Here is a 25814-nt window from a genome sequence, read left to right as displayed (position 1 = left end):
GCAGAGTAGCAATGTGAAATCATTCGCGGCACAACAGAACCAGAGCGAATGCCAGAGCTACCAGAGCTATGATATAAGCACTGACCAGACCAAACTCATTTGTAGTGTCAATCCTGTCATGGGCCCAAATACGATAGTGCCAGCCATCAAGGTAAAACCTATTAGCAGTGGATCATGGCATACGATCTTCACCGCGCCATTGAGTAGCCAGGTGCTGGCACGCGCCTCACGCGGTCAAATGATCCTGTTCACGGTCAACGACGTTGCCACCCATGTGGCGCAACTCTATCGCATCAATACGGATGGCACTCAGTTGAAACTGCTCACAAGCGCACCGGCAGCAGAATACTCTTTTGATAGTTATGGCGCAGGCAACAATAGCTACTTACCGTGGACAAATGTTTCGCACGACGGCAAGTACTATGCCATTCTGCAAACCACAAATAGCAAAGATTCTCTCATTATTGGCAATATACATGGAGGATCAGCCACTACCATGCCTGTCGCGAACAACTTCCAGGCAAACATCGTTGGCTGGACCGCTGCATAAGGTCGATCGAAACGTCAAACATATAGCTGTACCTGAATGCCTGCACTGAATACGAACCATGCACAATGGTCGCTATTCGGTGCAGGCTTCTGTTTGCAGTTTCCTATTGGTGCTCTGTTAGCGGGTATCGTAGGAACCATCATCGGCCTGCGACCGACGCTCCTGATCGGAGTGGTTGGCATCCAACCTGGCTTTATCGTGCTCCTCCTATCACCTGTGATTCGCGTAACTGATACCGCAAAAAGTATGTAATCACCCTTTTCACGCATACAATGATACAGGGATAATTGATCCATCGTCCATCTACTCTGGCAAAATCTCAATGCCGCCCTGATTAACGGGCGGCGTTGAGACTTTCTTTAACACCCCTTATACAATAATTTAGAGATCTACTTGTGGATCTTTCCAACTGTCTGGAATACCTTTTGACGCACCTTCATTCTGCATCGTTCCATAGAGCTCGCGTACTGAACTTACACCAACGGTATTTAATGAATGCTGAAGATGGTAGCAACAAGCAAAATTTCACTATTGTTCATATGTGATAGCACTTCTTGCTAGTATAGCGGACATAAAGCCAATATAGAATACACAGAGGTGTGTCTAGAAAAAATAGGACTTGAGTGGTTATAGTTAAAACTGTTAGGAAGTTATCAGACAAAGGCCCTATCGTTGCCCGACTTGGCAACAATGATAATCCTTTAAGCTGGCAATGTTTCAAACAAGAAAAATTTTTAGGAAATATAACGACCGACTATTATGGTACAAGCGTAAGTGTCACACAATTGGATCAATACTGCAAAAACCAAGGTTACAATAAAGCAGAAGCCTACGACAAAACAAGTGTCTATGGCTGGCGATGTTTTACCTCAGCTTTTTGCCGTATTCTATCTCTCCAAGAAGCAGGAAGAGCTCACAGAATAAATTTTGATGAGCAGCAAAAATCAGGCAGATCTCCACTATGTAGAGATCTGCTACTATCCATTTACACTTATCATTTGACGTCCACAATGGGCATCATGGGGGTCAGCCAATATAACCCCTTACACAATTCCTTTAGAGATCTACTTGTGGATCGTTCCAACTCTCAGGAATCTGAATTTTCGCTTCTATATCTGCATGTTCTTTCAGTAAATACAGCAGATTACTCCCGCTCAACAATTCCAGCGGCTTCCCATCAGCAAATTCATAGGATGCCTTACCATAGCCACTTGTGGTTACAAGAATACCTTTGGATGCACCTTCATTCTGCATGGTTCCATAGAGATCGCGTACTGAACTTACACCAACAGTATTTTTGTAACGCTTGGCCTGAATAACCACTTTGCCTCCAAAAATAGGGCGGGGATCATATGCAACACAATCCACACCTCCATCACGGGAAGCTTGCGTTTGCCGTGTCTCCAGACCCATTTTCTGAAACAGATTCGTAATGAGAGACTCAAATTCCGAAGGCGTAAGTTCCATCAAATTTGGCCGTTGATCAAGTCCAGAGAGCACATCCTCTTCTTCAATAAAACGGGGATCTACCATTTTAAATTCTAGAACAGGTCTTACTGGAGCAAGTTCAGATGGACTTTTCGAGAGCGAGGCATTGAGAACAGCCAGACAAGCCTGCGGATCCACCTGGTGTAAATTCAGTTCGGTAAAGACGTCCCGACTGGTACGAACTGTAATCAGACAGGTGCGGATTGAACGGCCTGTGCCTTTATCAACACTGGCAACGTACCCATTGAAAACAAGCGTGTCTAGCAGTTCTGTACGATCTGCCTTAAATAATTCGTGCAGCGTTCGCAGTGTAACCTGCGCAATCACTGATGCATATAAAGATTTACGCTGTGCTGGCGGGCGGGCTGTTTCCGTAATACTATCGCGGGCCTTAACATATTTATATAGTGCAACCTCAGGGACAACCTCAAATAGTGGAAGATCATATTCAATGACAAGTTGTTTAGACTCAGGAACATACGCAAGCTTTATATCTTGAGGAAAATCTTCAGGATATATACTTGAATTAAGTATCATCGAAAAATAAGCAATGACAGCCTGAGGAACACCTGATTGAATCTCATGCTGTAGTGTATCAATCTCTTCATGTTGTATGGCAATTTTCTGGCGCTCCAGAATGATCTGTTGATCGTATTTTGCTCTGGCTTCAGCGAGTGCTTGTTGTCGTACGTTTTCGCGAGCAGAATACTCGGCTAAATGAGTTTTATATGCTTCCTGAGCCTTTGCAACCTCCTGAGCATGTTTTTCTTTAGCTCCGGGTAGCAATTTTTGTAGCATAGTTAGTTCCGGAACAGTATATATATAGGGCGGTGGTGGTACTTCTGCCACAGCTATTGATCCAGGATCGAAGGGAGGGAAAGCAGGAGTTTGTTTCAAGGACTGGACATCTACATATGGATCGACACTAAGTGCATCTAATAAAAGATGTTCAAGCGCGGCTTTTCGTTGCTCTAATTGCTCATTCTGTAATTGAACCTGAGCGATCCTTGACTCTGTATAGAGCCGAGCCTGTTCTTTCTGCCCGGCTGCTTTAGCACGCTCATAATCTTTTCTGGCCTTTTCAGCATCTTTAGCAGCTTTCGTTTGTGCACTTTCCATGGCACGCACTTGAGCCTTACGTTTTTTTTTCTGCCTCTCGTTGTGATTGCACCATAACACGCAAGAGAGAACTCCGCCGTGGCATATTTTTCTCCTTCGACTCATTAACATTACTATTTAATTGTTTATACATGCTAAATTCTGTTTATTATAAAGCATGAAATAGTATCCAACAAGATCAAGAGATGCACAAAATCAGAGAAGGAATGGGGAAATAAACTATCCAAACATATTTTATTTTCCGTTCGACTCTATCTCAGTATTTTTTTCTGATTCTTATGATATACGCGGTATTATAACTCTTCTGATGATAAACGTGCCATGGCAAACCGCGCCTCGAATGTCGTACCCTGGAGAAATAGCAACCATCACGTAGAGATAGCATTGTAGTTCTTGAGCTTCTTTGGACACTGTATGATCCGGAACAGTTTCGCCTCAAGAAGATGTGTGCCATTGTATGGTGCTACACGGGCGCGCCAGAGCAAGCCGACGCACAGTTCCAACCGATTCGCGCCAGCATTCCACCAGCCGTAGATTTCGCCGGACCAATTCCATGGCCGGCGCTGCAAACGCTCTTCGACGCACTCTACCCGAAGGGCTTACAGTGGTATTGGAAGACCGACTTCTTTACCGACTTGAATGATCAGGCCATCGAACAGCATCTGAAGCATAGCGCGCAACTACCGACGATGCTCTCAACCATGCATATCTACCCGATAAACGGAGCAGTCCATAATGTTGGTATGAGCGAGACCGCATTCAGCTTTCGTGACGCCAACTTCGCCGAGGTCATCGTCGGAGTCGATCCCAGTCCGGCCAACAACGAACGCATGATCCAGTGGGCCAAAAACTACTGGACGGCACTTCATCCCTATTCAGCGGGTGGAGGCTATGTCAACATGATGATGGACGAAGGCACCGACCACGTACAGGCCGCCTATCGCGGCAACTATGCACGCCTGGCCCAGATCAAAGCCACATATGATCCGGGCAATCTGTTCCGCATGAATCAAAACGTCAAACCAACTACATGATGTGCCCGAGAACCCTTTGATAGTATCAGCAGGATGCTGCTGATACTATCAAAAATAATCAAACCTGAATTATGAACTACAAGTGGATTCACCTGAGATCTGGCCTAATTGGGCGACAAGATATGAATGGACTTATATGAAATGAGATATAAAGCTAGTAAACCATCATAAATGGTTTACTTATTCCTGCAGCAACAAGACCCACGCCACGGTGACCGTTGTTGCCACCGACCAGAACGGTCAGCAGGCTACGTCGGATCCGGTGACGGTGACGATAACCAACCCGCATCAGGAGGACAACAATAATTAATGCCCCGGCTCCTTTTTGCAAGCAGTGTGAGTACATGAGCTTAATGTCGCTGACCTTGCTTCATGAGCAACCACGCGGTATATTTGAATGGACAAATCTCTCCCACGTTGGGCGTTGAATTGGCAATATACATTAGCTGAGGGACCTATTTTGACCTCTCCGTAGCAGCAACAGGACTGCGTAACCAACTCCGCTTTTTTATTCCTGTTCTTGCAAAAAGTTGTGCCGCACCCTACAGTTTTCGTTCCAATAAAAACAACCATATCGAAAGGGAGAAATCGTGCGAGAGGTGTAAGCGAAATTCCTTCAGTTCCTCTCTGGAGGGCCAGAGGAGGATTAGCAGGAGAAAAATTGGAGGGGACGATGAGACAACATCTGTATCTACTCTTCATTATCGGGTTACTCTCCAGCGCAATGGTCCTGGGCATTGCTTTGTTTCAGACACATCCTTCTGCCATGGCACACTCCCCCCACGTTGCTTTGACATTCGACGACGGACCACAGCCCACATTTACCCCGCAGGTCCTCAATGTGCTTCAGTTGTATCATGTGCAAGCCACGTTTTTTTGCATTGGAAGCCAGGTTAGGAAGTATCCGGGTATCGTACGACAAACGTATCAGGATGGAGATGTCGTCGGCAACCATACGTGGAGTCATCCTAATCTGACACGGCTTTCTCCGGATGAGATTCGCAGCCAAATCAGATCCGCTTCCACAGTGATTCAACAGGTAACAGGTAGAGCTCCGACGCTCTTCCGACCACCCTATGACGCCACCAATGCAACGGTGGGGAGAATAGCAGCTCAACTGGGACTGGTTCAGACCGAATGGACGATTGATGCCCGTGATTGGCAACGTCCTGGAGTTGCCGCGATCGTCAGCACCGTTCTCCACAGTGCGCGCAATGGGAGTATCATCATATTGCACGACGGCGGAGGGGATCGATCACAAACAGTCCAAGCCTTGCCCCTGATCATCAAAGGGCTTCGACAGCGTGGTTTCACCTTTATAGTCCTGTAGGAATCCCGCTGCACCCCCAAACATCTCCCCTCCTGCTGCCGGATAAATGTTCACAAATTATGCTGGTATAAAAAAGCTGCTGATACTATCAAAAATAATCAAACCTGGCCATCGAGCGCTGAGTATGGAGCCGCCTGAGATGAGGATTGTTACTTATAATTTTTCTCGCCCGCTGGAATAGGTACATCAAGGCGGTTCTCGGCAGGGGACAGAGGGCAGACCCAGCGATCATTATAAGAGCAGGAAGGATTATACGCATAATTGAAATCGAGGATGATCTGTTTTTCATCCCGGGCATTCGTGAAAGGAACGGGATCACTACCCTTAATCGTATCGAAGAGATAGCGCCCAGAGCCATACGTTTCCGATGTATAGGTGGCATCACGAAAAGGAAGAAACAGACCACCACCATATATATTAAGCCAGTATACAGATAACTCCACAGGCTCCTCACCAACCGTAAAGCGTACCAATCCAACGGTAGTCATGGTCATCACTTCACGGGCATCCATTGCGATCTGTTGCTGAATTGGCTCAACATCAGTATCAATAGTCACGGCAAAACGCATAGCAGGATTATAGGGAAAGTAGCGCAAGCCATGAAAATGACGACGCTGTTCCTCGTCAAGAGCGGATTGAGAATGCGTCAAGAAAAGCTGATCTTTGCTCTCCCGAAAACGTCGTAGAACGACTTCAGCATCCTCGCCGGCGCATAATGCCCTGTTACGCTCACGATAAGAGGCAGCCACTTGTGATCGGTAATCGTACAGTGCCAGGTAGTTGGACATCAAATTCTCCTCAACTAAAAACGTTTCACGATACGTGCCACTGCATTATATGCCACTGCATTATATGCCACTGCATTATATGCCACTGCATTATATGCCACTGCATTATATGCCACTGCATTATATGCCACTGCATTATAAAGGAACAATCAAGGGTCGTAGGTTTGTGGGAGGACGCTGGATAGCTTTATTGGTACGCTGCAAGCAACGTTTGTAACGCCTGACGTGCGCGGTAGAGGCGAACCTTCAAGGCTGACTCTGTGATGTCCAACTTTGCTGCGGCCGCTTTTGTACTGAGACCGTCAACATGACGAAGGATAAATGCCTCACGCAGGGTGTCAGGCAGTTGCGTCAATGCTTCACGAATCGCGGCCCGAACTTCCGCATCCAGGATTGCCTCATCGGGAGTGTGTGTTTCATCGATCAGTGTCATCATATCATCAGTGTACTCACCATCTTTTCCAGCGGTAAGGGGAAGCGTTTCTGGTGTATGGCGGCGAAGTTTCATCAGCGCGGCATTAGTCACAATGCGATAGAGCCAGGTGTTGAGGCTACTTTTTCCTTCAAAGCTCGCGATATGACTGCATGCCTGGATAAAACTCTCCTGGAGAACCTCTTCCGCTTCTACATCATCATTGACCAGCCGCCGCGCCAGGAGATAGAGCCGATGCGCGAAGCGCTTGAGCATACAGGTACAGGCCATTTTCTCATTCCGCCGCAACCCTTCCAGCAACTCTTCTTCATTTTTATAGACATCGATATTAATATCCCAGGGCATGTGCATAGAGCGTTTCCTCATTCTGTGCTGTATCTATCCTCTTGGTATCAACTGGTGAGCATCAAGGGGTCAGTGTTTCTGCTTATTCTTATCCTAGCATAGCATTGCTATAAAGAAAAGATAGATCCAACCCAAATCTGAATGTAACCGATTGAAAGCACCCTGCATCAAAGCAAATAGAACGGAAAGTAACCCGGCTATCCAGAGGTTAAGTTCCATAACGAAGAGAAGAGGAGAGAGAAAATCTCTCTCATTATTCATAAAAACGATACAGAAAATTGGAGAAACGATACATGGCCTTGGGAAATAAAACACTTGGACGCACCATTGAGGTACGTGATGTTGAGGAACTGTTACACGATGGAAATGCAGTAAAAATCATTGATGTGCGCACACCTGCCGAATACCAATCAATGCATATTCCCGGAAGTTATAACGTACCGCTAGATCAGCTTCCTGAGCATAAAACAGAATTAGCGAATGCCATCTCGGTACCAGTGGTCCTTGTCTGCCGCAGTGGGGCACGCGCCGAGCAGGCGGCGAAGGTCTTTGACACCACCAGTTTAGAGCAATTTCATGTGTTGCGCGGAGGCATCACTGCCTGGGAACAAGCACAGAAGCCCGTGAACCGTGGGCCGCAGATCTGGAGTATGGAGCGACAGGTACGTGGCGTGGCCGGATCACTGGTCCTGCTGAGTGTGCTGGGCTCCCTGTTTGTCTGGAAGCCACTGGCCCTGCTGGCAGGCTTTGTGGGTGGTGGATTAGCCTATTCTGCCCTGACGGATACCTGTGGGATGGCAATGGTACTCAGCAAGCTTCCCTACAATCGTTCCGTGAGTTGTGATGTACGAGACGTGGTGAAACAGTTAAACGCTTCAGCATAACGTAAAGATTGGTCTTGAAAGAAGAGGAGAAGAGAGAAATGCTTCTACGTACCTTGTATGATGAGTCATTAGCCCAGGCGAGCTACGTTGTCGGGTGTCAGGCCACGGGTGAGGCGCTAATCATTGATCCGAATCGCTCCCTTGATCAATATATCGAACTGGTAGAGAGGAAGGGGTTGCGCATCACGGCCGTAACAGAGACGCATATCCATGCGGATTTCGTCTCGGGAGCACGTGAGTTGGCCCGGCGAACGGGTGCACAACTCTACCTTTCTGATATGGGGCCTGCTGAGTGGAAATACAGCTATGCAGCGGAGGCTGGAGCGATATTGCTGAAGGATAAGGATACCTTTAAAGTTGGCAATATTCTGGTCCAGGCGTTGCATACGCCGGGCCATACTCCGGAGCATTTGTCCTTTCTGATCACAGATACCGCCGGGGCAAATGAGCCGATTGGTCTGTTTACTGGTGATTTTCTCTTTGTGGGAGATGTTGGTCGTCCTGACCTGTTAGAGCGTGCAGCAGGTGTGCAAGGAACCATGGAAGATGGTGCTCGTCAGTTGTTCCGTTCCATTCAGGTGGCCCGTGAACTACCCGACTACTTGCAAATCTGGCCCGGTCATGGCGCGGGCAGTGCCTGTGGCCGTGCCCTGGGTGCGATTCCGCAGACGACCATAGGGTATGAGCGACGTTTTAACTGGGCCTTCGCGATCAAAGACGAGGAAGCATTTGTCCAGGCTATCTTAGAGGGACAACCTGAGCCCCCCTTCTACTTTGCGCAGATGAAGCGGGTCAACAGAGTTGGTCCTGCACTGCTTGGTGAGTTATCAACGCCACCCGTAGAAACAATCGAGCAGTTGAAGGCGCAACTGGCTGATCACGTGAGAGTGATCGATACTCGGCCGGCCGATGCGTATGCGGCGGGATATATTCCCGGTACCATAAATATCCCACTCAATGGCTCATTTCTCTCCTGGACAGGCTGGCTGCTATCATATGAGCACCCGTTTGTCCTGATCGCTGATCAAACAGAGGTGATTGAAGCGCAACGAAAGTTGAGCCTGATCGGGCTAGAACAGATTGCGGGCTATCTCCCAGTGGCGGTAATCCAGCAGTGGAAAGAGGCGGGATTACCACTGGAGCACCTGCACAAAATGGATGCGGTCTCAGTGCGCCAGCGCATCGAACAGGGAAACCTACCTGTGCTTGATGTCCGTGGGGCCAGCGAATACGAAGCAGGACACCTGAAAGGTGCGCTTAATATCCCCCTGGATACCTGGAGCAGCGGTTGCAAGAGGTTCCAGCGCAACAGGAGTTTGTCGTGCATTGTCAGGCTGGTAGTCGTTCAGCTATCGCCGCCAGTATCCTGGCCGCGCATGGTTTCAGCCAGCACATTGATATGGCAGGTGGTTTTGCCGCCTGGGAGAAGGCAGGCCTGCCTGTAGAAAAAGAGCGTCCAGTCACAGCAGGACAGCACTAGTATCTACCGATCCGGAGGTGAAACGAGAGGCCGGGGTATGCCCTGTGGCCTCGCCGTTTACCCGGGTATGAGAAGAAGAAAAAGGAAAACATGGACCCATTGTCATTATTGCTGATACTTGTGCTTGGCGCTCTGATTGGTCTGGCGCTCGGCGCCTTAGGAGGTGGCGGCTCGATCCTCACCATTCCTATTCTGGTCTATATTCTAAGGTTGGACACCCATACGGCAGTGACGGCTTCACTGGTGATTGTTGGTATGAATGCTCTGTTTGGTATGGTCCTTCATTACCGGGCCGGACATGTGCGAATAAAGAAATCGCTGCTCTTCGGGGCCTATGGCCTGGTTGCCTCTTATATTGGCGCCCGTCTCTCCTCGCTCCTCCCTGGTCCGGTGCTGCTCATGCTCTTTGGCTTATTGATGTTGGTTATTGCCCTCATGATGCTGCGCCCGAAGAAGCCAATACAGGAAGGAAGACAGCAATCCTGGTGGATGACATTGCTTGGCGGACTCGGGGTTGGATTTTTGACCGGCTTTCTTGGGGTTGGCGGCGGTTTTTTACTTGTGCCGGCACTGGTCTTATTCCTGGGCATGACGATGCAAGATGCGGTAGGATCTTCCTTACTGGTCATCGCGATAAATAGCGTCGCAGGTTTGCTTGGCCACCTGAATAGCGGCCCACTTCCCTGGCTAGAAATCATCATCTTCGCCGCGGCCGGTTTGATTGGATTACTGGCAGGAACCAGCCTGACGAAAAAAATTCCCGCTCAGCGCCTGAGCCAGCTTTTTGCGGCCTTTGTACTGGTGCTGGCAATCGTCGTACTGAGCATCAACATCCCGGCGGTACTGCACTATTTCTCATGATGAAAGGGCCTGGTAGCCGCCGCCGCAAAGATCGGCGGCGGCCTTAGCGGCTTCATTGTCATGTTTTATAGAGGAAGAAGTAAAACCTGCCCTGATTAAGGTTGCCTATTAACAAACTCTGTTGCGTTGCAATACGGCCTGGCTGTGCGTGCCCCCACAGGATCCAACCATCTGCGGCATTAACCCCGATCAATTTTCCTCCCTCCTCCCCTGCTATCACCGCAGAACAGTGTCGTGGCATTGAGCACTGGCTTACTCCGCATACGATGCTTGTGACGGGGTACATGCGGATACGAGAGGAACCTTCCATGCACGCACAAAAAGAGCAAGATTGGAGAATTTTTTTCTGTGCATTGGCAGTAGATATGAGTCATCCCGAATTTTTGAGGAACATTTCTAGCCGGAAAGAAAGAGAGAAAACCGGAAAAGTAAGAACTAGGCAAAGAGGGGTCTCCTGAGTTAAACTGTTAAAAATTCAACTGACAGCAAAAAACCAGGAGGCCCCCAACTCATGCCATTTCAGTATGACATACTTCAACCCGAGGAACAAGATGCGCAGAGAGCATCACAGGAATTAGCTCAATTGCTTGAAGAATTTCTTATGCCACTTTTGATTGTGCTTGATAGGCTGATAGATAAGAGGTTAGTGCGAACGTTAGTACAGGTATGCGTTGCAATTATTCGTTTCAGAAATAACAAGCAGGGACTACTTTTGAGTGAATTAGGTTCCTACCTCGATGGATATGCGCAGCAATCAAAAACAGCGACTGCTGGAACGAAGAGAGTGGGAAACCTGCTTCGCTCCATAAAATGGAATTTTTTGCAGATAGATCACTATTTACTAGAAGAAGCTGATAAAGAGGTGACACGTATGAGAGAACAAGGGAAAAGGATTATTTGCCCTTGGGATGAGAGTGTCATAGAAAAAGCAGAAAGCGAGAAATTAGAAGGAATCTGTCCAGTAACTTCTAGTAAAGCGAAAAGATTGCAGCGCTCAAAAAAAGGCCTGGTCTTTAATTTTCCACCAAAGAAAGCGATTACAGTGGCAGGAATGCAGTGGACAGCAGCATTGATCATAGGAATGGAAGGAAGGGTAAAAGTAGCAGTGATGAGCTGGTGGACTACCAGAGGTGATGATGCGACAAAGTTAAGAGAACAACAAGAAAAGTTATTGAGAAAAGTTGTTCGGAAATGGGGGATCAGCTCCTTCACATATTTGATCGTGGAGCAGCATCAGGCCCTTGGATACAAGTGTTACAGAAATTACGTGTGCGTTTTGTGATTCGCTGGAAAAAAGGGCATTTCTTTTTCAATGAGAAAGGGGAAAAGAAGAAATTATGGCAGATTGGATTACATAAAAAGTATTTATCTCATAAAGAAATACGTGATAGCCATACTGGTGAAAAGATGCCTTGTGATGTTTGGTGGGCGCCGATATGGCATGAGCAATACGAGTATCAACTTTATCTCGTAAAAGTTCGCGTGAATAAGAAAGTCTGGTATCTGGTAACTAATGAGCGTATTCGAACTGCAGAGCAGGCTTGGGAGATTGTTTTTGCTTATCGGAGACGTTGGCAAATAGAACTCGTATTCCGCTATGGAAAGAGTGAGCTGGCGATGGAGAGTCCGCGTTTGTACGCGATGGAAAACCGACTCAAGCTGTTAGGTATCGTGACACTTGTTTATGCTTTTCTCCTCCATTTACTCACTCCTATCCACGGGGATCTTGTTGAAATGATCTTGCATTTGAAGTGCAAAAGAACCGGAAAGCGATGCAAAAAAGCTATTGCACCGCTTTACCGCTTACGTTGGGCGATCAGCCGTCTGTGGGACGACTATCGTCCAAGCCTTGGCTACCTTTTGGCTCCCAATATCCAGACATTACAGTCTTTGTCAGATAAAAGGTGTTAGAAAAGCATCCCGAAAATTCGGGATGACTCATACACACGGAAGGAGAACACGATGGGAGCGGGAGGGGAAATGATGTGTGTTGTGCGGACAGATGACACGAACGAGTAATCGTGGCACGGCAAGCCACGTCATCCCGGTGAAACCTCAAAATTGGACCCATGTATTTCTTTTCGGCGTATTATGATGACCAAGCGACCAGGAGTTGACGCTCTCATACAGGCGGGCGAACGCCTCAATAGGAAAATGGCAGAGTGAACTCGGCTCCTCTTTCAATCTGTTGAATTCAGAAACACAAACCGGAGCTATCACATGAATCTTGTTTTCTCCAGTACCACCCAGTTGGCTGCCGCCATCCGGGCAGGTCATGTTTCAGCCACAGAAGTACTGCAAGCGCATTTGGCGCAGATTGATGCACATAATCCCACGGTGAACGCCGTCATTACGCTTGATGCCGAGCATGCATATGAACAAGCGAGGAAAGCAGATGAAGCCCTGGCTCGTGGTGAGCATTGGGGGCCGCTGCATGGCGTCCCCTTTACATTGAAAGATGCTCATGCGACAGCGGGCATGCGCACCACCACCGGGTTCCCACCACTGGTCAACTACGTACCCAGGAGGATAGTACCGTTACCGCACGCATCAGAGCGGCAGGCGGTATTCTCATGGGGAAAACGAACGTGGCTATGATGCTGGCCGATTACCAATCCGCAAATCCCATCTTTGGCCGCACCAATAATCCCTGGAATGTCGAGCGCACGCCGGGCGGTTCCAGTGGCGGAGCGGCAGCGGCGCTGGCTGCTGGGATGACTCCGTTTGACATTGGCACTGACCTGTCGGCTTCGATCCGCATTCCAGCACATTTTTGTGGTGTGTTTGGTCTGAAGCCCACTGAACAGCGTGTCCCCCTCACCGGTCTGATTCCTGGTCTTCCGGGGCCCCGACCTATACGCATCATGTCCTGCATCGGGCCAATGGCGCGGACCGTCGAGGATCTGGCACAGCTGTACGCGATCATTGCCGGGCCAGATGGACGGGATACCGAAGTAGCGCCGGTACCAGTTGAAGAGGTACCACAGTTGACACTCAAGAACCTGCGGATTGCCTTCGCGCCAACGTTTCCAGGCATTCCGGCCACGGCGGAGATCCGTACGGCGGTAGAAGAGCTGGCGAAGCAGCTCGCACCGCTGTGTGCAGCGGTGGAAGAAGCGACACTGCCACAGGTGGATTTCAACCAGGAAGGAGCAAGAGCTGGGACATTGATCGGTATGATGACAGGAGCATTCCAGCCGGAAGAGCAGGAACGGCCCACCACTCTGGCCCACTACCTGGAGGCACTGCATTTCCGCGATCAGTCTATTCTCGCCTGGGAGCGCTTCTTTGAAACGTGGGATATACTGCTGTGCCCCCCCTCAATGGTAACAGCGTTTCCGCACTGCGAACCAGCATCACCGCTACACGTTGACGGCCAGGATGTCAACTACTATCTGACCGCCGCCCATGGCACCGTCTTCAATTACACCGGCCACCCGGCAGTCGTGCTGCCGTATAAACAGGATCGTGATGGTTTGCCCATCGGGATACAGATCGTCGGAAAACGTTGGAGTGAAGCGAGCCTGCTGGCGATAGCAAAAGCCCTCACGGAAGTAACCGGAGCATTCCAACGACCACCGGGCTACTAACACCAGTCGCTCCAAAACAACGTGTCGTCATCCCATTGCATCGTCAAGAGAGATGGGCCAACCGTTGAAGTGCGCGAGAGTCTGCGTGGCTCTCGCGCACTTCAACGCACCAGCAGGATAACTCCCTACTTCATTGCTGTACCCAACAACAATTCTGCTGGTGCCACGATCCCCTGCGATCCCTCAAATGGACGCACAGCTTGTTGTACTTCCTCCTGCACGCGCTGCCTTGACACTGGATCAAGCTGTTGCAGGGCCTCCTTGAACGGGGTCCCCACCAGGTGGTGAGCACCTCGAAATGGAGCGGCCCGCAATTTTGAACAGATCAATGCCTTCGACAGCGGGTGTAACCATCAGTATCCTTCCGACAAGGGGGGGTCTACAGGACGCAATTTACATACTTCAGCGGCCCCTGGTCATGAGGCGAACATCGGACTATTCTCAAAATTCGCCCGAACGCTCATAATTGGCTCAGACCAGTAACAACGATCAGTGGTTTTTTGCGCTCCTGTGGAGGTTGGACTATTGTCGCAAGAAGTGTCACGCCAGAGGCTCTGGCCATCACTCATACGGAGCGCGGATAGTTTGAGCCCTCCTGTTTTATTGAGGAGGAAGTAAAACTTGCCCTGATTGAGGTTTCCTACTAACAAACTCGGTTTCGCTGCAATAGCGCTCTGCCACAGGATCCGACCATCTGCTGCATTGAGTGAGATCAATTTTGCTTCCCCATCTCCTACTATGCTCTTTTGTAGCACAGCCAGCAGAGATGTTTGATCAGCGTACACCGCAATGCCCTGATTCTGATACGGCCATCTCAGGGTAGTTTTACCCGTCGCGAGGGAAACTGCGGTGATTCCCCAACTATCACCGCAGAACAATGTCGTGGCAGTGAGCACTGGCTTACCCGTATATGTTTCTGATGACGGGGTACATGCGGATACGAGAGGAACCTTCCATGCAAGCTGTCCATTTTCAAGATGAAGGGCGATGAGGTGGTTGCCATCGGAAGATTGAGCGATTACGAGGCCCGATCCTATAATCCTGGTATACGTCTTGAGAAGGTTACTCTGCCAGAGGACCTTTCCGGTGAGAACGTCAAGTGCACAAAGAGGTAGTGATACATTGAGCGAGTCAGCACAATTTGTGAGTAGGTAGCGTCTGTCATGATAACGGCTAAGTTGAAAATTATATAAAGGCGATTGAGAATACCATAGCAGCGCGCCATCGCTACGCCGCATAGCCTCATGAGCAGTGATGATGAGGTCATCGATGCCATGTATGAGCGTGGTAGAGGTAATGGTTGTCGTCTTACACCAGAGCTCGCTGTTCGTCAACAGGTCTCTGGCGCAGAGTTGGTGTGCGCTCTTGGTTGGGTCTTTAATAGTGTAGAAGGTATGCCCGAAGAGCGATCCAGGGTGAGCCATTTCATCATTCGGCAGATGATAGGCGTTCAGAAGAGTGCCGTCGCTACTCCGAATCCAACAAATATCAGTGAAAATAGGGCTAGAGGTTCGCGCGAATATGCTCCTGCGAGGTTGCGGTTGCGTGATCATAAGAGGTATCGCTGCTGGCCATGTGTATGCCAGAGGATCATGAGGGGGATGCGCCATAGTTGAAGTACATGTGGGCTGCAATGTTCTATGTAGAGACTGATAAACTTGCGTGTAAACAAGAGTACAGACACTGCAGCATGCTACCAGGGAAGCAATAAGAATGGAACAAATTATTATTAATATAACATTATGCTTTCTTCTGGGTGGAGGCACATACATCGCTTTTCCCTCACTCTTAAATCAAAATCCCTTTGTGAATACTACGCAGATTACGCAAGTAATCTCTCGACTTACACCTTCCCTTTTGTATCCAGCTCTATTTAAAGTCTGGTTTCCACATTACTGGTGAGATTTTTACCTTTGAGCGTGCTTGAACGTGTCAAAGAGCAAAACCTGCATAGGATTGATAATATCAATACCACCAATCAATGACGATCGTACCCTTTCAAGAGAATCGTCGCCGGATTGAGGCAGGGGATGCCCGCCATCCTGATCAACGCTAAGGCATGACGGTATTCTGGTTGTGGTTTGATGCGGTGCTCCTACTCGCCAGACTGTTTATCGCACTCATGCACAAAGTGCCAGCGAACCACACACTCTCCATCGAAGAGATCAATGGTGCGCCAGCACTTCTATGCCACATCGATGCACAACTCAACTGGGTCTTAGCCCTTGAGCTACGCGGTAATAGCATCGTAGGACTACGCAGCATCCTCAATCCCGACAAGCTAGCATTCCTACAACACCAACTGGAAACGTAGCCGTGAAGGCTAATACGTTTCACGTAAGCCTTTTTCTGGACGAGATTGACGAAAGCATCTGAGCCGATCAGAGGCCCAGTGACTTCAAAGGATCAAGAAAAGCGAACAGGTAGGTTCGACCCTTTGGGTCGATTCGTGCCTGCATAATATCCGTGCTTGACCATGAGCAAAGCCTCTTCACGCCTTGCTTCACCGCTTTTTCACTTGCCTGATCCTGCGGAGGTGAGGGTATCGTGGAGGCAACCGAATCGACCCAAAGGGTCGAACTACACGTTTTTCCTCTCTTGATCCTTTGAGAAGGTGTTCCTTCACCGTCATGCTATCATTTCAGCCATTCAATCCTTAAGTGAAACGTATTGGCCGTGAAGGCAGCCGCTACAATAGGAGCGCCTGCAGGTCTGGGATGGCTTGCTCGTTATGCTGGAATTGAATGGCTTGCATGCCAACCTAGCGGGCGGCGACGACAAACGGCATGCGATCATCGATAAACAGGCATGCTTCAACTGGCACGTCCAGACGCCGGGCGGCCAGTTGATAGATCTCAGGTCGTGGTTTATGCAGGAGTTCTTCAGCTGAAATGATGATCAGATCTACCACTTGATCCAGTTGAAATTGTTGTGTGACCAACTTACGTACAGACGAATTTCACTTATATGTGAGTGAAATTCGTCGCGGGCGGTGATTTACCCTTTGACAACCACAATCGGCTTCAAACGTACGACCAGACTTGCTAATCCAGCGTTGTGGACAACGTTAACAACTTGCTGAGCATCTTTATAGGCCTGGGGCGCCTCTTCTGCCAATAAATTCTTACTGTGGGCGCGGATGGTCACGCCTTTACTTTCGAGCTGCTGGATCAACTCCCTGGCGCCTACGGCCTTTTTGGCGGCGGTACGGCTCATGCGGCGTCCAGCACCGTGGCAGCAGGAGCCGAAGCTCTGTTGCATGGAGTTGGGACCACCCACCAGCATAAAGGAGTAACGTCCCATGTCGCCGGGAATCAAGACCGGCTGGCCAACACTGCGATACTTTTCAGGGATAGCCGGGTGGCCAGCCGGAAAGGCCCGGGTAGCTCCCTTACGGTGGACACAGACTTTCCTGAGCTGACCATCAATCTCGTACTCCTCGATCTTGGCGATGTTATGGCAAACATCATAGACCAACGGCATATCTTTCGCTTTGGCTTTACGGCCGAAGACGGTCTTGAAGGCCTGACGCACGCCATCCATCAACAGCTGGCGATTAGCCCAGGCAAAGTTCGCACCACACGCCATCGCCCCCAGGTAGTCCTGTCCCTCCTTTGACTGGATCGGCAGGCAGGCCAGCTGGCGATCAACCAGATTATAACCATAGTCCCGCTGCTTCGACTCAGCTAGCTTGATGTAGTCTTCGGCCACTTGATGTCCCATTCCCTTGAGCCGCAGTGCAGAGTCACGACAATCTGACCTTTGCGGCCGATGCCCATGGCGTCCGCAGCGTCTTGATTGTAGATATGATCGACCATCTGGACCTCACAGAAATGATTGCCGGATCCCAGACTTCCAAGTTGCTTGCGACCCCGTTGGATCGCATGCTTACTCACCGCGCTGGGATCAGCACCTTCCAGGCAGCCACGCTCTTCCGTCATGTCTATATCTTCAGCAAAACCATAGCCTTCATCGACGGCCCACTTTGCACCCTGGACCATCACGTCGTGCATTTCCTGTTCCGTGAGCTGGCGCATACCATCCGTCCCAACTCCCGAAGGCAAATTCTCAAACAAACGATCAGCCAATTCCACCACTCGCCTTTGACCTGATCGTATTGCAAGTCGGTGGCGAGCAGGCGGACACCGCAGTTGATGTCGAAGCCGATGCCACCCGGGGAGACAACACCTGTTTCAGCGTCGGTGGCGGCCACACCACCCACGGGGAAGCCATAGCCCCAGTGGATGTCGGGCATACCAAGCGAGTATCCGACGATGCCGGGCAGACTGGCGACGTTGGCGACCTGCTGGAGCGCGTTGTCATTTAAGATCATCTGGATCAGTTCGTCGTCGGCATAGATCATGCCAGGCACATGCATGGTGTCACTGTAGCGCCGGGGAATCAACCAGCGGTTGCCGTCAAGGCGCTCTAAAGGAATATTCGTACCCAAACTGTTTTTTCTCCTCAATGTATATAGGAAACAAGGCTCCCGATGCGCTGGCTCCCCCTCTTCCGGCTTCGGATATGGAGGAGAAGAACAGGCGCACCGGCAGCGCTTATTTATTATTGGTCGGTGTAATCTGTTTTTGTGCCAAACAGGTAGCTGTCACTGACATATTTCAAAATGACGCGGCCGGTTTTCGGATGGATGCGCTCGACCTGTGGCCGCACCACGAGCCCTTCGCGGATATGGGCATCGTCTGTCAGTAGTAAGGTTTTGCCTTCGCTATAGCTTTTCACGGTCGACAGATCAAAAGGTATCATGGCCACAACTGGTACGGTCTCGACACCATATTGCTGGCAGAGAGCCACAAAGTCGGGCCAGTTATGGTAGTGACCGTCAACCATCAGGTCAAAGGCGCGGAATCCCAGGCTGCCAGCTTTATGCCCATAGTGAAAGGACTGAATCTTGCTCCCATAGACCTCACCAAACAGGATCACCTGCCGATAGCTTTTGCCGAGCTCTTCGAGTAAGGTGCGCACTGGCTCCAGGGCCAGCGGAGACCAGTAGATGCTGCTGGCAAAAGCGTCCTCAGCGGGCCGCTTACGCCGCACCATTTTCGAGCCGGCCATCAGCTCACCCTCGATCAGAGCAACCCTACATTGCGTGCCGTGGACCTTCTCGCTCAGGAAGACGGGCTCACCATCCTCAAAAATGTCCGGATAGTTGCGCATATTCTCGATCTCGGTATAGGCCACGAACAGCGGGTGCTGCTGCTCGGCATCACCAGGACCAGGCCGCACCGGTGGCTCGTATTTCGTGGCCCCATAATGCTCGGCCACGTTCAAGCCTATTTCCCAGTTCTCATCATCGGGCCGGACAGCCAGCCCAAAGGATGGCTCACCCCGCAGTTTGGCACAGCGGATGCGCTGCTTCGATAAGTAGCGCGTAACGCCGAAGTGCTCACTGGTCTCAAGTGGCAGGACCGTATCAATTAGAAAATAGACAATCTTGTCCCCTTCCTGATACTCGCCCTTTTTAACCACTAACTGCCAACCCAGCACCTGGGCCAGTTCCAGGGCATCAGCGTTACTATGTGGTGTAAGTTTTTCAATTACCGTCACAGGTACAATCAGACTACTCATAGCATTCCCTCGCTTTCCAGTGTCTGTTATTTGTAAAAATCAGCCTAAAAAATTCCAGCATGATAGAAGAGCATGGAGATATAATCCAAAAACCATGCATATAAAGAAGTTCCGGGTCGGATTGTGATCGGTTAGAAGTGATGAGAAACGCACAATACTGGCTGCCAATCAAGCAACCTGCTATGCAATCGTGTAGGCATAGTTAATCCAGGATGGGCGGCATTCACGATTGTCTTTTTACGCGCTAGATATCAAAGATGATCCGGGCCTGATAGCCATCGGCTATGTGGGTGATGGCGGCCTCATGCCAGGTGACGGCTTTGATCGCGCTGCTCAGGTCGTGGCGCTGGCGGTCATATACTTCGCCTTCGGCCCGACCTCGGACTTGCGTTTCGCTGATCGCTTCAATGGTGAAGGCGCGAAAGAGGAGATAATCAGTATCGAAGAGAAAGATCAGTTCGTTGAGCCAGGCGATAAGCAAGGAGATGGGATCATGTCCTCAACGCTGATCTGGCGGCTAGTTGTGATACGTAACTGTTCGGGAGCAACCATCAAACTCTCCATGCCTTCGGCGGCATGTATAAAGAGCTCTTCAAGCGTAGACCCGTAGGCGTGTATCCCTATGTCCGCGGTATGTTCGAATACTTCATAAGGCTTTCGCATTATCAAAATGCTGCGTGGGCATTATATGCTCCAGGCAGCGAACTACGACGACCTGCAACCTCTGCATATCGATACGCATATCCACTTGCTTGCATAATTACCCTGCCTTTCATTAACTAAAGTATTCATGACACTATTTCAGAATACGCAATTATTTGCTATTTGTCAATACATAAATGACCTGATTCCGCACAATTTAGCTGCTCACGCAAAAACTCGTCGCAAAGCTCTATCATGCTCATAGTTTGCCAATAAAAAAGGGATACAGGAGCGGTAGCCCTGTATCCCTGGGAAAGCGCCTCGGATTTTTATGCGTGGGTCTTCTGGTGAGCCCAGAATTCGAGGAGGTCGCTTTTGGTGACGATACCTTCGAGGACGTCGTCACGCATGACGGCGACGGCGGAGGTGCAGTCGTTGAAGACATGGTAGGCGTCTTTGGTGGCGGTATGCGCATCCAGGATTGGGAAGGCGTCGCCCTGGATCTCGCCAACGGCACAGGTGTCGAGTGGCTCACCACTGGCCAGACGGCGCAGCAGCAGATCTTCGGTCAGGCTGCCGATCATGCGGCCATTTTCCATGACCGGGGTCTGGCTGATACCATAGCGGCGCAGCAGTTCTACGGCGTCGGCGACGGAATCGCTGGGCAGGACACTGACGACGAGTGGCATGCTGCGGGTATGCGTGCGGCGATAGGTCAGCACATCAGCCAGGGATGGCTGGTCGCTTTCAGCCTGCACGAGCAGATCATTCTCACGCATCCAGGTCTCATTGTACTGCTTGCTGAGGTAGCCACGGCCGGTATCCGGTAGTAGGATCACCACAACATCATTGGCGGTCAGGCGTTTCGCGTAGGTCAGACCTGCACCCAGGGCGGTACCGCCCGAGCCACCAGTCAGGATACCCTCTTCACGCGCCAGACGCTGTGCCCAGTGGAACGAAGCGCGATCATCGATGCGGATCACATCATCCACCAGATCAGGATTATAGTTGCGTGGGAACATATCCATGCCGATACCTTCCACCTTATAGGGCTTAGGGCTATCGCCAGAATAGACTGATCCCGGAGGATCCGCACCAATAATCTGGATCTTCGGATTGACCTCTTTCAAGTAACGCGCAGTACCAGAAATAGTGCCGCCGGTACCAATGCCAGCCACAAAGGCCGTCACTTTACCAGCCGTAGCACGCCAGATCTCGGGTCCGGTCGAAGCATAGTGGGTCGCTGGATTAGCTGGATTAGAATACTGGTCAGGACAACAGGCCCCGGGAATCTCATCGGCGAGTCGGTAGGCGACATTTTTGTAGTAATCAGGTGAGTCGTGGGTTGCACTACTCGGACAGATCACCACCTCCGCCCCATAGGCGCGCAGCAGGCTACGCTTCTCTTCACTCGCCTTGTCCGTCATGACAAAAATACAGTGGTAGCCCTTGATCGCCGCAGCAATCGCCAGACCATGTCCTGTATTACCACTGGTTGGCTCAACAATAGTACCACCGGGCCGCAGCAGGCCCTGTTGCTCGCAGTATGCAATCAGGTTGGGTCCAATACGATCCTTGACACTACCGCCTGGATTCATCATTTCCATCTTAACCAGGACAAGTGGGGGAACGTCGCTAGCAATCCGATTGAGACGTACGAGAGGGGTATTCCCGATCGCGTCGAGTACAGTTGGGAAATACTGCATATCTCCCATCGCAGGTTCTGTTGTTTCTTTCACTGATAATTGCCTCTTTGAGGTTGTATTCCTGATGAGTATGCAAGCAGCCACACAAACCAGGCAGATCGGTCCTGTGCGGCCCATTGCATAAAACTCTGGTGGTTTCCGATGTCACAAGTCTGCATTGGGATAACCCATCAGGTGCTAATGCATTGAGCATGTAATCTAGCTCATAGTATAGCACATGTCCTTTTCAGCGTCCCTGGCTAAAGCTACTTTATTCATTGTGCAACAGCTGGCGCAGCTGTTTGATTTTGGCGTCGCTACGGTCAACTTTGCGATAGGCCAGCCATAATTCGTTGGTGACTTTGTGGGCGGGCTCCCATAAAAGCTGTAGCTTTCCTGCGGCTATATGCTCATGGCAGAGATAATTCGGTAGAATACTGATGCCTGCGCCGGACTCGATTATCTGGGCAATAATGTGGAGGTCGGGTACAACAAAGGTGGCTTGAAATCCTGGTCGCTTGTTAAAGCACTGTAACCAGAAGCGACGAATAATCGGCAACTCGGCTCCATAACTGATCCATTTTTGTGTTGTGAGCCACTGCTCTATTACTGTCAGTTGCTCTATTTCTGATACAGTTGTATCAATTGTGGGTGGGACAAGATCGGGTGGTCCGACGAGACGAAAGTGTTCTTCAGCGAGCTTATGATATTCTACTTCGCGTGATGCGATCTGCTGGGCAGCAAGCACAACGTCGAGCTGGCCACGCTCCAGGTCTTCGATCAGGATGCGTGTGTCGTTGAATTGCATAATTAGACGATAGGGTAGTTGCATAAATTGGGGTAAGGCTACGGCCGAAAAATATTCGCGTGGTGCGCCACAACGCAGGACCGGAAACTCAACCCGGGCGCTCTGGATCTCCTGCGATACCTGCTCTAAGGTCTCTAGCGCCTGGACGACCTGGCTGTATAGTTGCTTGCCACGCGTGGTCGGAACCATATGCCGTGGTGCACGGGTAAACAGGGACTCACCAATCAGGTTTTCCAGTGCGGAGAGATGTTGCGTTACAGCGGGCTGGGTCAAAAAAAGCGTGCGCGCCGCTGCCGAGACGGTTCCAGCCCGGTAGACAGCCAGAAAACTACGGTACCATTCTAAATTTGCCATAAATATTTTTATACCTGACTACAGATTTTCTATTTGTATTATAGCTGACCGCGTTTTACAATGACAAGGAAGCAGGAACAGGGCTTTCCAATTCTCTTTTTGTCCCGCCTTCGGCGGGAGAAGAGGGAGGAGATGCGAGGACTGACATGCTCCCAGCATGTCTGCCATCGCGCTCCGGCAAGGAGCTGGCCGCCCTTGCATCCCCGCTTGCAACGAGAATTGGAAAGCCCTGAGCAGGAAGCAAACATTTGAGAAAGTGTAAGTCGACCTGGCACAAAAAAATACTCTCATTTATGAATAAGGAGTTAGATATATGAGTACAGCAAAACGCGTCTTAATTGTAGTGACAAGTCACGATCGCATCGACGAAAACCATCCTACCGGATTATGGTTCGAGGAGTTCGCGACCCCCTATCAGGAGTTCATCGCGCAGGGATTTGAGGTTGTCGTTGCCAGCCCACGCGGTGGCAATATTCCGATAGATCCAACCAGTGAACCAAAGCCAGAAGAGGCCGCAAAGGCTGCACAGGCCCGTGGCGTTTTGCGCAACACCCTGCCACTGAACGAAATCGCGGGAGCAGCCAAATTTGACGCCATCTTCCTGCCTGGCGGTCATGGCACCATGTTTGATCTGCCTGACAACACCAAACTACAGCAGCTCCTGGGCGAGTTCGCCGGCGAAAACAAAGTCGTCGCCGCCGTCTGCCATGGTCCGCCGGTCTCGTCAATGCACGTCTGGCCGATGGCACCCCACTCGTCGCAGGCAAAACCATCACCGCCTTCACCGACGACGAGGAGCGCGAAGTCAAATTAGACAGTGCCATGCCTTTCTTACTGGAGAGCCGCCTGCGCGAACTGGGTGGAAAATTCGTCGTGAAGCCAAACTGGGCCGACCATGTCGAGAGTGACGGAAAATTGATCACCGGCCAGAATCCACAGTCCAGCGCCAGCGTCGCCAAAGCTGTAATCGCTGCACTATAAATCTCACGGAAGGTCAACCTTCCCCTTAAGAGGAGTCAGGAGTATAATAGCTATTCCTGACTCCTCTTCTATATGTAGACGACAGGTTTCTTCCACTTTGTTTTGCCCATTCGCCAATGAAGGAAAAAGCATGCTCCAACGCTTCCGCTGGCTCTCGGATAGTATCCTTTTAGGGATTGCTGCAATCTGGGGAATGACATTTGTGCTGGTCCAGGATGCTATTGTGACCTTGCCCCCCTTCTCATTTCTGGCGATCCGCTTTGGCGTGGCCGTGCTGCTGTTGCTGCCATTGCTGCGTCGACAACCACCAGCGATCAGCGAGAGAGCAAAACATCGATCAGCGAGAATATGGATTGGCGGCAGCGTGATTGGCGGCTTTCTCTTTATGGGTTATGCGCTCCAGACCTTCAGTCTGCTCTACACTACATCCGGCAAATCAGGCTTCCTGACCGGACTCTCCGTCACACTGGTCCCGCTGCTCTCCTGGCTTGTGCTGCACACACGACCATCACGGATCTCATTGATCGGCGTGGGCTGTGCCACCATAGGGCTCTACTTATTAGCCTTTGTCGATATAAGCACCATCAATCCTGGTGATATCCTGGCCTTTCTGTGTGCCATCGGCTTTGGCTTGCAGGTCGTGTATACCGACAAGTTTTCTGATGGGCAGTCAGCCAGCCAGCTCGCTATCCTGCAACTGGCAACCGTCGCCATTCTGAGCCTGATCGCGGCCCTTCTTTTTGAGCCCTGGCAACACATCGTCCAGAGTAGGATCCTGCTGCAACCGAATGTCATCATCGCCCTGGTCATCACCGCCATCTTCGCAACCGCTATCGCCTACCTGGCCCAGACGCATATCCAGAAATACACCACCCCGACCCGCGTCGCCTTGATCTTTGCCAGCGAACCCGTCTTTGCCGCCCTCGCCGACTACTTCTGGCACGGCACCTCCCTCGGACCACGCGCCCTCATCGGCTGCATCCTCATCCTCGGCGGCACCCTGCTCACCGAACCCCCATACCCCAAACAGTAGGTTCGGCCCTTGCGGCCGATTGGTACCCTTCATGATATCCTCGCTTGACCATGAGCAAGCTGTGACGTGGTGGGCAATGCGTTATCTCGGGGGTCAGGAAATCGACCGCAAGGGTCGAACCTACTATATTTCTCGCTCAACACTACTCATGCTTCAATTTTCCGTCCAGCTTGCGTAGCTTTGGTGATAATAAGCCACCAAATCCGGCCAGAATACAGGCGATGCCAGATATACCGATGATGATTGAAGGTGATAGATAGGTTAAGAGAAAACCACCGATCATGGTTCCAAGGGGAGCCGCAGCAGTCGTAATCGCCAGGCGCGCACCAAATACCTGCCCCCGCATCGCTGGCGGGATCAGGCGTTGCAATAGCGATGTTTCAATGGGGGTATAAGGAGCCCAGGAACATGCACCCAGGGCCATACACAGCAGAGCGATAGGCAGAGAATGGCTCACCATCAGAGGAAGAAGAAATCCACCCCAGAGAATCGCGATGAGCGGCTGGGTCATTCCTGGTCGGAAACGTGTAGCCACAAAACCTGTCAGCAACGCCCCTACTACCGCCCCTACCCCGAAGCCGGTCCATAGCAATCCATAACCCTCAGCACCAGTATGCAGGATCCTTTCACTATAGAGTGGCAGCGCGGCTTCGAGGGGGCCGTACGAGAAAAAAAAGATAAAGGATAAACCCGTGAGCAGCAAAATTTCTTGCTGGCGAAAGATCAACTGAAAGCCTGCCGACCACTTCTTCTTGATCAGAGCGGCTTCTTTGAGTATGTGCAAAGGCATGGGAGGAAGCGAAAAAATGAACAGGCCCATAAT

Annotated in this window: 22 protein-coding genes and 5 pseudogenes; 14 read left to right on the top strand and 13 right to left on the bottom strand. The window is 50.5% G+C overall.

Features of this window, described 5'->3' with window-relative positions; genetic code table 11:
• Positions 1 to 13 precede the first annotated feature (13 nt).
• Positions 14 to 550 (top strand): hypothetical protein, encoded by a 537-nt coding sequence (locus tag KDW_RS28190; RefSeq protein WP_162005688.1) that lies wholly within the window; start codon positions 14 to 16, stop codon positions 548 to 550.
• A 36-nt stretch (positions 551 to 586) separates the two neighbouring features.
• A complete protein-coding gene (locus KDW_RS28185; protein WP_151759245.1) occupies positions 587 to 802 on the top strand; it encodes a hypothetical protein in 216 nt (71 codons plus the stop codon).
• A gap of 804 nt (positions 803 to 1606) precedes the next feature.
• On the opposite strand, the gene KDW_RS28180 is transcribed toward KDW_RS28185, so the two are convergent.
• Complete coding sequence (locus KDW_RS28180) at positions 1607 to 3268, bottom strand: restriction endonuclease (RefSeq protein WP_151759244.1); 1662 nt, start codon at positions 3266 to 3268, stop codon at positions 1607 to 1609.
• 332 nt (positions 3269 to 3600) lie between these two features.
• On the opposite strand from KDW_RS28180, the gene KDW_RS28175 reads away from it, so the two are divergent.
• A complete protein-coding gene (locus tag KDW_RS28175) occupies positions 3601 to 4191 on the top strand; it encodes an FAD-binding oxidoreductase (RefSeq protein ID WP_151759243.1) in 591 nt (196 codons plus the stop codon).
• Positions 4192 to 4345: 154 nt separating this feature from the next.
• On the opposite strand, the gene KDW_RS28170 is transcribed toward KDW_RS28175, so the two are convergent.
• Entirely contained in the window at positions 4346 to 4537 is a 192-nt protein-coding gene (locus KDW_RS28170; RefSeq protein WP_151759242.1) for a hypothetical protein, read from the bottom strand.
• A gap of 327 nt (positions 4538 to 4864) precedes the next feature.
• Here KDW_RS28170 and KDW_RS28165 point away from each other — a divergent pair, with 327 nt between their 5' ends.
• Positions 4865 to 5521, top strand: coding sequence for a polysaccharide deacetylase family protein (locus tag KDW_RS28165; protein ID WP_151759241.1), 657 nt, complete (start codon positions 4865 to 4867; stop codon positions 5519 to 5521).
• Positions 5522 to 5670: 149 nt separating this feature from the next.
• On the opposite strand, the gene KDW_RS28160 is transcribed toward KDW_RS28165, so the two are convergent.
• Both KDW_RS28160 and KDW_RS28155 read right to left on the bottom strand, forming a co-directional pair.
• Complete coding sequence (locus KDW_RS28160) at positions 5671 to 6309, bottom strand: DUF1684 domain-containing protein (RefSeq protein ID WP_151759240.1); 639 nt, start codon at positions 6307 to 6309, stop codon at positions 5671 to 5673.
• A gap of 187 nt (positions 6310 to 6496) precedes the next feature.
• Positions 6497 to 7087, bottom strand: coding sequence for an RNA polymerase sigma factor (locus tag KDW_RS28155; protein ID WP_198925633.1), 591 nt, complete (start codon positions 7085 to 7087; stop codon positions 6497 to 6499).
• 293 nt (positions 7088 to 7380) lie between these two features.
• On the opposite strand from KDW_RS28155, the gene KDW_RS28150 reads away from it, so the two are divergent.
• The 7 genes and pseudogenes from KDW_RS28150 to KDW_RS36220 all read left to right on the top strand — a co-directional run bounded on the left by KDW_RS28150 (position 7381) and on the right by KDW_RS36220 (position 13902).
• A complete protein-coding gene (locus KDW_RS28150) occupies positions 7381 to 7971 on the top strand; it encodes a rhodanese-like domain-containing protein (protein ID WP_151759238.1) in 591 nt (196 codons plus the stop codon).
• A 38-nt stretch (positions 7972 to 8009) separates the two neighbouring features.
• Positions 8010 to 9451, top strand: a pseudogene (locus KDW_RS28145) (rhodanese-like domain-containing protein).
• 90 nt (positions 9452 to 9541) lie between these two features.
• The gene (locus KDW_RS28140) at positions 9542 to 10312 is read left to right on the top strand and encodes a sulfite exporter TauE/SafE family protein (protein ID WP_151759237.1); all 771 of its coding nucleotides are present in this window, start codon (positions 9542 to 9544) and stop codon (positions 10310 to 10312) included.
• Between the two features lie 511 nt (positions 10313 to 10823).
• Positions 10824 to 11594, top strand: a complete 771-nt coding sequence (locus tag KDW_RS28135; RefSeq protein WP_151757620.1) for a hypothetical protein — start codon at positions 10824 to 10826, stop codon at positions 11592 to 11594.
• Positions 11582 to 12223: a hypothetical protein gene (locus KDW_RS28130; protein ID WP_233097816.1), complete on the top strand. Its 642-nt coding sequence runs from the start codon at positions 11582 to 11584 to the stop codon at positions 12221 to 12223. Before KDW_RS28135 ends, KDW_RS28130 begins: the two co-directional genes overlap by 13 nt.
• Before the next feature lie 309 nt (positions 12224 to 12532).
• Positions 12533 to 13392, top strand: a pseudogene (locus tag KDW_RS36225) (amidase); the annotation flags it as partial.
• Positions 13393 to 13488: 96 nt separating this feature from the next.
• Positions 13489 to 13902 (top strand): amidase family protein, encoded by a 414-nt coding sequence (locus KDW_RS36220; RefSeq protein WP_371876290.1) that lies wholly within the window; start codon positions 13489 to 13491, stop codon positions 13900 to 13902.
• 125 nt (positions 13903 to 14027) lie between these two features.
• Here KDW_RS36220 and KDW_RS28120 read toward each other — a convergent pair whose 3' ends face one another.
• Together KDW_RS28120 and KDW_RS28115 are read right to left on the bottom strand one after the other, a co-directional pair.
• Positions 14028 to 14180 (bottom strand): hypothetical protein, encoded by a 153-nt coding sequence (locus KDW_RS28120; protein ID WP_162005687.1) that lies wholly within the window; start codon positions 14178 to 14180, stop codon positions 14028 to 14030.
• Positions 14181 to 14318: 138 nt separating this feature from the next.
• Entirely contained in the window at positions 14319 to 15455 is a 1137-nt protein-coding gene (locus KDW_RS28115) for an outer membrane protein assembly factor BamB family protein (protein WP_162005686.1), read from the bottom strand.
• Between the two features lie 506 nt (positions 15456 to 15961).
• On the opposite strand from KDW_RS28115, the gene KDW_RS28110 reads away from it, so the two are divergent.
• The gene (locus KDW_RS28110) at positions 15962 to 16216 is read left to right on the top strand and encodes a sigma-70 family RNA polymerase sigma factor family protein (protein WP_151759234.1); all 255 of its coding nucleotides are present in this window, start codon (positions 15962 to 15964) and stop codon (positions 16214 to 16216) included.
• 447 nt (positions 16217 to 16663) lie between these two features.
• Here the strand turns inward: KDW_RS28110 and KDW_RS28105 are convergent, their stop codons facing one another.
• The 6 genes and pseudogenes from KDW_RS28105 to KDW_RS28075 all read right to left on the bottom strand — a co-directional run bounded on the left by KDW_RS28105 (position 16664) and on the right by KDW_RS28075 (position 22977).
• Entirely contained in the window at positions 16664 to 16843 is a 180-nt protein-coding gene (locus tag KDW_RS28105; RefSeq protein ID WP_151759233.1) for an HAD family hydrolase, read from the bottom strand.
• Positions 16844 to 16899: 56 nt separating this feature from the next.
• Positions 16900 to 18352: pseudogene (locus KDW_RS28100) on the bottom strand (RtcB family protein).
• A gap of 113 nt (positions 18353 to 18465) precedes the next feature.
• Positions 18466 to 19488, bottom strand: coding sequence for an RNA ligase (ATP) (locus KDW_RS28095; protein ID WP_151759232.1), 1023 nt, complete (start codon positions 19486 to 19488; stop codon positions 18466 to 18468).
• Between the two features lie 244 nt (positions 19489 to 19732).
• Positions 19733 to 20151: pseudogene (locus KDW_RS35605) on the bottom strand (archease).
• A gap of 308 nt (positions 20152 to 20459) precedes the next feature.
• Complete coding sequence (locus KDW_RS28080; protein WP_233097956.1) at positions 20460 to 21869, bottom strand: pyridoxal-phosphate dependent enzyme; 1410 nt, start codon at positions 21867 to 21869, stop codon at positions 20460 to 20462.
• Positions 21870 to 22086: 217 nt separating this feature from the next.
• Entirely contained in the window at positions 22087 to 22977 is an 891-nt protein-coding gene (locus tag KDW_RS28075) for a LysR family transcriptional regulator (RefSeq protein WP_151759229.1), read from the bottom strand.
• Positions 22978 to 23290: 313 nt separating this feature from the next.
• Here KDW_RS28075 and KDW_RS28070 point away from each other — a divergent pair.
• Together KDW_RS28070 and KDW_RS28065 are read left to right on the top strand one after the other, a co-directional pair.
• A pseudogene (locus KDW_RS28070) lies at positions 23291 to 23958 on the top strand (type 1 glutamine amidotransferase domain-containing protein).
• A gap of 130 nt (positions 23959 to 24088) precedes the next feature.
• On the top strand, positions 24089 to 24991 hold the full coding sequence (locus tag KDW_RS28065) for a DMT family transporter (RefSeq protein ID WP_151759228.1): 903 nt from the start codon (positions 24089 to 24091) through the stop codon (positions 24989 to 24991).
• A gap of 142 nt (positions 24992 to 25133) precedes the next feature.
• On the opposite strand, the gene KDW_RS35425 is transcribed toward KDW_RS28065, so the two are convergent.
• Positions 25134 to 25811, bottom strand: a complete 678-nt coding sequence (locus KDW_RS35425; protein ID WP_269822541.1) for an MFS transporter — start codon at positions 25809 to 25811, stop codon at positions 25134 to 25136.
• Positions 25812 to 25814: the final 3 nt, after the last annotated feature.

This window comes from Dictyobacter vulcani (assembly GCF_008974265.1).
GTDB classification, from domain to species: Bacteria; Chloroflexota; Ktedonobacteria; order Ktedonobacterales; family Ktedonobacteraceae; genus Dictyobacter; species Dictyobacter vulcani.
The sequence above is the reverse complement of the archived record's forward strand: the minus strand, read 5'-3'. Positions and strand labels throughout refer to the sequence as shown.